At 52.2% G+C, this 5619-nt stretch carries 5 protein-coding genes; 2 read left to right on the forward strand and 3 right to left on the reverse strand.

Annotated elements, in window-relative coordinates; genetic code table 11:
- The first annotated feature begins 123 nt into the window (after positions 1 to 123).
- Together VB712_RS08005 and VB712_RS08010 are read left to right on the forward strand one after the other, a co-directional pair.
- Positions 124 to 324, forward strand: a complete 201-nt coding sequence (locus tag VB712_RS08005; RefSeq protein ID WP_323253907.1) for a hypothetical protein — start codon at positions 124 to 126, stop codon at positions 322 to 324.
- Between the two features lie 225 nt (positions 325 to 549).
- Positions 550 to 1869, forward strand: a complete 1320-nt coding sequence (locus VB712_RS08010; protein WP_323253909.1) for a CHAT domain-containing protein — start codon at positions 550 to 552, stop codon at positions 1867 to 1869.
- A gap of 47 nt (positions 1870 to 1916) precedes the next feature.
- On the opposite strand, the gene VB712_RS08015 is transcribed toward VB712_RS08010, so the two are convergent.
- The 3 genes from VB712_RS08015 to VB712_RS08025 form a co-directional block, all read right to left on the reverse strand.
- Entirely contained in the window at positions 1917 to 2975 is a 1059-nt protein-coding gene (locus tag VB712_RS08015) for a mechanosensitive ion channel family protein (RefSeq protein WP_323253911.1), read from the reverse strand.
- 83 nt (positions 2976 to 3058) lie between these two features.
- Positions 3059 to 4063 (reverse strand): tRNA dihydrouridine(20/20a) synthase DusA, encoded by a 1005-nt coding sequence (gene dusA / locus VB712_RS08020; RefSeq protein WP_323253913.1) that lies wholly within the window; start codon positions 4061 to 4063, stop codon positions 3059 to 3061.
- A 130-nt stretch (positions 4064 to 4193) separates the two neighbouring features.
- Positions 4194 to 5309: a hypothetical protein gene (locus VB712_RS08025; RefSeq protein ID WP_323253915.1), complete on the reverse strand. Its 1116-nt coding sequence runs from the start codon at positions 5307 to 5309 to the stop codon at positions 4194 to 4196.
- Between the last annotated feature and the right edge of the window lie 310 nt (positions 5310 to 5619).

Genomic DNA, 5619 nt, shown 5'->3' on the forward strand with positions numbered 1-5619 from the left:
CCTTTCATTTGGGTCATAGAGAAGGTGATGCCATTCTATCATAGTCATTGCGGCTAAAGCCGCCGAGTCGCTTTTCCGCCCCGCTCTAAAGAGACGGGGCTACCAAGCTCCCGAGTTTTTATCGTGTTGGAATTAATGTTTAACGGGGGGGCGATCGCCCTGTGGAATTTTGCCGGTGTTGCTCAGGGCATGACAAAACATCAAACCCTTGTGGGAGGGATCACCATTGAAACCGCCGGTTTTTATAATATCGGCTTCCAATGGACACGCCCCTTCCTCACCAGCCCCACCCCCCCAGCCAATACGTCGGCAATTTACGCTTAGAGCCAGTCCCCACCCCTGTCTCTGAACCGACAGGGGCTGTGGCGTTATTGTTGATGGGGGGTTTGGGCTTAAGCCAATGGGTACAGCGGAAATCGGCTCAAGAGCAGCGGTCATTTGGCAAAAATCCCGTTAGGGTGGAAGCAGGGGGAAGTTGGATGGGCGATAATTCCGCTCACAGGCATCAACGACCCCCTTAACCCCTCCTTTCACTTCTGACCCTCTCCTATGTTTAAGCGCACCGTTCTCCTCTTTTGGACTTTGTTCCTCACCACCCTCCTGCTGATGGCGGGAGTGAGCCAAGCCCAGCGGCCTCTAGTGGAGATTGACACCGTTGCCGATGCCATTAACCAAATGGAGAAGGAATGGGCCCGAGACTATGGTGATTACTTCGGTATTCCCATGCTCGATCTCGATACCCATGTGGAAGCCGTCGCTGAAACGCTGCGGGAACTGGAGGAAACTACTGGCCGCAAAGCCGCCGTTCTCTGGTTGATGTCCACACCAAAATATTTAAACCTTGCCCTCACCACCCCCGACACCCTTGCCACCAGTAGTGATATTTTCAGCGCCGATGCGGCAAGTTTAGAGCGGACGTTGCGAGCCTTCCAGCGGGGTGTTAGTAATCCCCGCCGTAGTAATGCCTATCAAGCACCCGCCGCTCAACTTTATGATTGGATTATTGCCCCCGTTGTGGATGTTTTACGACGGGATCAGATCGATATTTTGTTAATTTGTGGCGGTAAAGGACTGCGGGCGATTCCCTTTGGGGCATTGTATGATACGGCCCGCAACCAGTTTTTAATTGAACAGTTTAGCCTTGCTCAAATTCCCGCCTTTAACCTCCTCCAAACCGGCCACCATTCCTTAAAAGATGCTCAAGTTTTAGCGATGGGTGCATCGGAGTTTACGGAATTGCCCGATTTGCCCGGTGTTGAAGCGGAGTTGCAATCGATTCCCCTACCCCGTTGGCAAAGTCGCGCCTTTTTAAATACGGAATTTACCCCCGATCGCCTCCGTCAAGAACAGGCGGATTGCAACTGTGAAATTGTCCATCTCGCCACCCATGCAGAGTTCCGCCCCGGCACACCGGATAACTCCTATATTCAATTTTTTGATCAACCCTTGGGTTTAGATCAGGTGCGGCAATTGGGTTGGGGGGATCCGCCGGTAGAGTTGGTGGTGTTGAGTGCCTGTGAAACGGCGAGCGGTGATCAGGATGCAGAATTGGGGTTTGCGGGGTTGGCGGTGCAGTCGGGGGCAAAGTCGGCGTTAGCGAGTTTGTGGCTCATTAGCGATTTAGGCACAGTGGGGATCATGGGGGAGTTTTACCACGGTTTGCAAACGGCCCCCACGAAGGCCGATGCTTTGCGCCAAGCTCAGTTAGCGATGTTGCGGGGGGATGTGGCGATCGCCAATGATCAAATCCAAACCCGTAGCGGTGGCATTGAGCTAACGCCGGAGATTCTCGACTTCACCCAAGAGGGGCAAACCTTCACCCATCCCTATTATTGGGCGGCTTATACCCTGATTGGCAATGCTTGGTAAAGATGTTGCTTGTTGTGCAGACTTAACTCTGCACAACAAGCAACGGGTTATGGATCAGTTTGCTCTTGTTTCTGCAAATAATGAACTTGGGTGGGATAGGCGAATTCAATGCCTGCCGCTGCGAAGGCTTCAAAGAGGGCAAAATTAATCTGTTGCTGGCAATTCATATAACTGTTGAAATCGCCGGTATTGACTAAATAGACCACTTCATAATTGAGGCTGAAATCTCCGTAGCTGGCGAAATGGGCGCGTTCAAAGGTAACGCCTTCAACCCCTTGAATAATCTCCTCAATCATGGCGGGAATCTGTTTTAATTTTTCCGCCGGAGTTTCATAGATCACGCCGAGGGTAAACACAATCCGCCGCTGCTCCATCCGTTTAAAGTTGCGAACGCGGGAACTGGTGAGATCAGTATTGGCGAGAATTAATTGCTCTCCGCTAATACTTTTTAATCGCGTGGTTTTAATGCCAATTTGCTCCACTGTGCCGAGATAATCCCCGACAATGATAAAGTCCCCAATGCTAAAGGGGCGATCAAAAACAATGGAAAAGTAGCTAAATAGGTCTTGTAAAATTCCTTGGGCAGCAAAGGCGATCGCCAACCCCCCAATCCCTAAACTGGCCACCATCGCCGAAATATCAAAGCCTAAGTTATCCAGCAGAAACACAAAACCCACCGCCCAAAAAATCGCCCGAATAAAGGGGGTGAGGACATTAAAGCTTTGCTCAAGTTCCGGGTTTCCTTTCCTAATCAGGTAGGCTCTCACGAGGTATTCACTGAAACGAGAGAGGAATTGAATGCCTGTGACGGTGGCGAGGATGACCGCTAGGACTTTCAGGGTTTGACCGAGGATGGGATGGAGGTTGAGGTTGGCGATCGCAATATACACCGTGCCGATATAAAGCAGGCGCATCAGGGGTTGGCTAAAAATATTGATCAATCGCTGATCAAGGGGGGATTGTTGTTGTTTGGCCCAGCGTTGGAGGGAGCCAAGCACAATACTGCGAACAATTTGGATCAGGATAAAACCGGCGATGAGGATGGCGATCGCCATCCCGTAGGCAGCAAAGGTATTATTCAAAAATACCTGATGGAGAAAGGGCATAAATCAGTCCTGAAAAACTTGCAATCTTTACCGTAGAAAAAACTGGCAAGATTTGTCATCTATCTCCAGAGAGAAAAATCTTTTTAGGCAAAAATTGCCCTCGCTGTTTCCGGGGTTGGGGTTTCTGGTACTTGGGCAAGGGCGGCCAGTACCACCTCCACCCCTGCCCCCGGTTGATAGGCATTTTCCGTTAAAAAACGCTTCCAAGCCTTCGTTCCCGGTTGACCGCTAAACAGTTGCAAACAATGGCGGGTGATTTGACTAATTCGTCCCCCTTGCTCTACCCAATGGGCTAGATAAGGAACCATCCCCCGGATCACCTCATGGCGGGAGGGGATGGCGTGAAAGTCTTCCCAAAACTCCTGATCTACCGTGGCAAACAAATAGGGATGATCATAGGCGGCCCGGCCAATCATCACCGCATCCACATGATTTAATTGTTCCCGCACTTGGGCTAATTCGGTGATGCCGCCGTTGATTTCAATCGTTAAGTGGGGGAAATCCTGTTTCAAACGATAGACGAGATCATAACGGAGGGGGGGAACGGTGCGATTTTCCTTGGGGCTGAGGCCCTGGAGCCAGGCTTTGCGGGCATGGACGCTAAACTGTTGGCAACCGGCTGCTGCTACCGTGGCAACGAAATGGTGTAAATCGGTGTAGCGATCGCATTCATCCACACCAATCCGATGTTTAACGCTAATGGGAATCTGCACTGCTGCTCCCATGGCTGCCACCGCCGCCGCCACCCGTTCCGGCTGCTGCATTAAACAGGCCCCAAAGTTGCCACTTTGGACGCGGGGGCTAGGGCAACCCACATTTAAATTCACGCCATCATAGCCCCAATCCTCGGCAATCCGCGCACAGGCTGCCAAATCCTGGGGATCATCCCCCCCCAATTGTAAAATCAGGGGGTGTTCTTCGGGGTGAAAATCGAGAAGTTTGGGGCGATCGCCCCTTAATACCGCCGCCGTCGTCACCATTTCCGTATAGAGCAACGTCCGCCGGGAAATTTGGCGGAGAAAATAACGAAAGTGGCGATCGGTGCGCTCCATCATCGGGGCCACACTGACGGGATAGAGGGTGTTCATTCGCTTTTGCTGATCTCGCAATCCTGAATTATTCTACGACTCCCCTCTCCCAGATTTTGAGAGAGGGGCTGGGGGTGAGGGGTTGGGGGCGAAAAATTTTTCGCCCCTACAATGGTTTTTCTCTCGATATTCATAGTTTTACCCGTGTTAACCAGGCTTGAGTTTCTCCCTGATTGACCACATAGAGATCCGTTGCTAATATTGCATCCATGCAATAGCCTAATTGTTTCTCTAGGTTAACTGATCCGCGATTCCCTTGGAGATCAAACTGATAAAGCCAAGGTTCCCCCGTTGTACTAGAACCCATCACCCAAGAGGTTGGGCCGGTTTGGAGCAGATTGGCCACGGTTCCCGGTGCGGTGAGGGGTTGTTGTTGGAGCGTAACCTGTTGCCCTTGGGGATTGTATTGAGCTAACCAGAGGGCGGGGCCTTTCAGGGGTTGCTCATTGAGGCTTTGGCTCGTTGTGCCGCTGACCGAGGGGTGATTATCTTCATCGACGGCGATCGCCCCCACAGGTGTAACCAAGGCATCCCCAATCGGGGTAATCCACCGTTGAATCCCTTCACTGCTATAGCGGGCGAGCCAACTATCATGGCTATCGGTGCGCTCGGCAATGGGCATGAGGGTATTGCCCGCCACATAGACGGTAATTTTGGCGAATTTGGTGCGGGCAGTGGGGTCTTCCCCGATGACAATTTTAGTTGTGGTGTTTTCCTGGTGTTTGCCCAAGGAAGTCCACCAAAGGCGATCGCCCTTGGGGTCATATTTCGCCAGCCAAGCCTCTCCCTCCTGGCCTGAGGGGAGATTAAACCCAGTGAGATAGATATCCCCACGGGGATCGAGGGCGAGGCTGCTGGGTTGTTGGGGGTGAATACTTTGGAGGATTTTCAGCCATTGCACTTGCCCCTTAAGGTTACATTGCGCTAACCACACCTCCGGGGTCGGTTCGCTGTCCCCCTCTGTAGGACTGTAGGCGGTTCCCACAAGATAGAGAAAGCCGTTGGGATCATGGGCGATCGCCTGGGGTTGGAGGTGGCGATCGCTGCTTCCCTCACTCTCCAATGCACAGCGCCACAAACTCGCCCCTTCGAGATCATGGGCAGCGACCCAAGCAAGGGGCGGATCTACCGTAGGTTGGTGGCCGGTGAGGTAGAGGGTTTGGGCATGATCGGAGGCAATGCCCCCCACCTGATCTAATTCCACCCCATCTAATGCCTTCATCCATTCAATCTTGATGCTATCCATAATCCCTATGCCTGCTCACCAACCCCCCAATTTTAAAGGCTGAGGGCAGGATCAGCGTGGGCAATAGGCATGGGTTTTATCGGATTATGCAAAACTGTAGGGGGTGTAGGGGCGAAAAATTTTTGTGCCTCCGGCAGGCTTACGCCAACGCCCCTAAGCAGATCAACGCTACAATTGGATTGCCTTGACACTCCCCGCGCTAAAGCGACGGGGATTCTTGGTTCATCGACCGGACTTAACTGAGCAGGATTGCTCCAACCCAGCCAGAGGTCTAATCTCCCCAAGCGTATAACTTCCCGTTTGCCCCACG

Origin of the sequence: Spirulina sp. CCNP1310 (assembly GCF_034932185.1) — a bacterium.
GTDB lineage: Bacteria > Cyanobacteriota > Cyanobacteriia > Cyanobacteriales > Spirulinaceae > Spirulina.

What these genes read in the sequence shown, in the direction of transcription:
- VB712_RS08010 (WP_323253909.1), top strand. Translation starts at nt 550, where the DNA reads ATGTTTAAGCGCACCGTTCTCCTCTTTTGGACTTTGTTCCTCACCACC.
- VB712_RS08015 (WP_323253911.1), bottom strand. Translation starts at nt 2,975, where the DNA reads ATGCCCTTTCTCCATCAGGTATTTTTGAATAATACCTTTGCTGCCTAC.
- dusA (WP_323253913.1), bottom strand. Translation starts at nt 4,063, where the DNA reads ATGAACACCCTCTATCCCGTCAGTGTGGCCCCGATGATGGAGCGCACC.
- VB712_RS08025 (WP_323253915.1), bottom strand. Translation starts at nt 5,309, where the DNA reads ATGGATAGCATCAAGATTGAATGGATGAAGGCATTAGATGGGGTGGAA.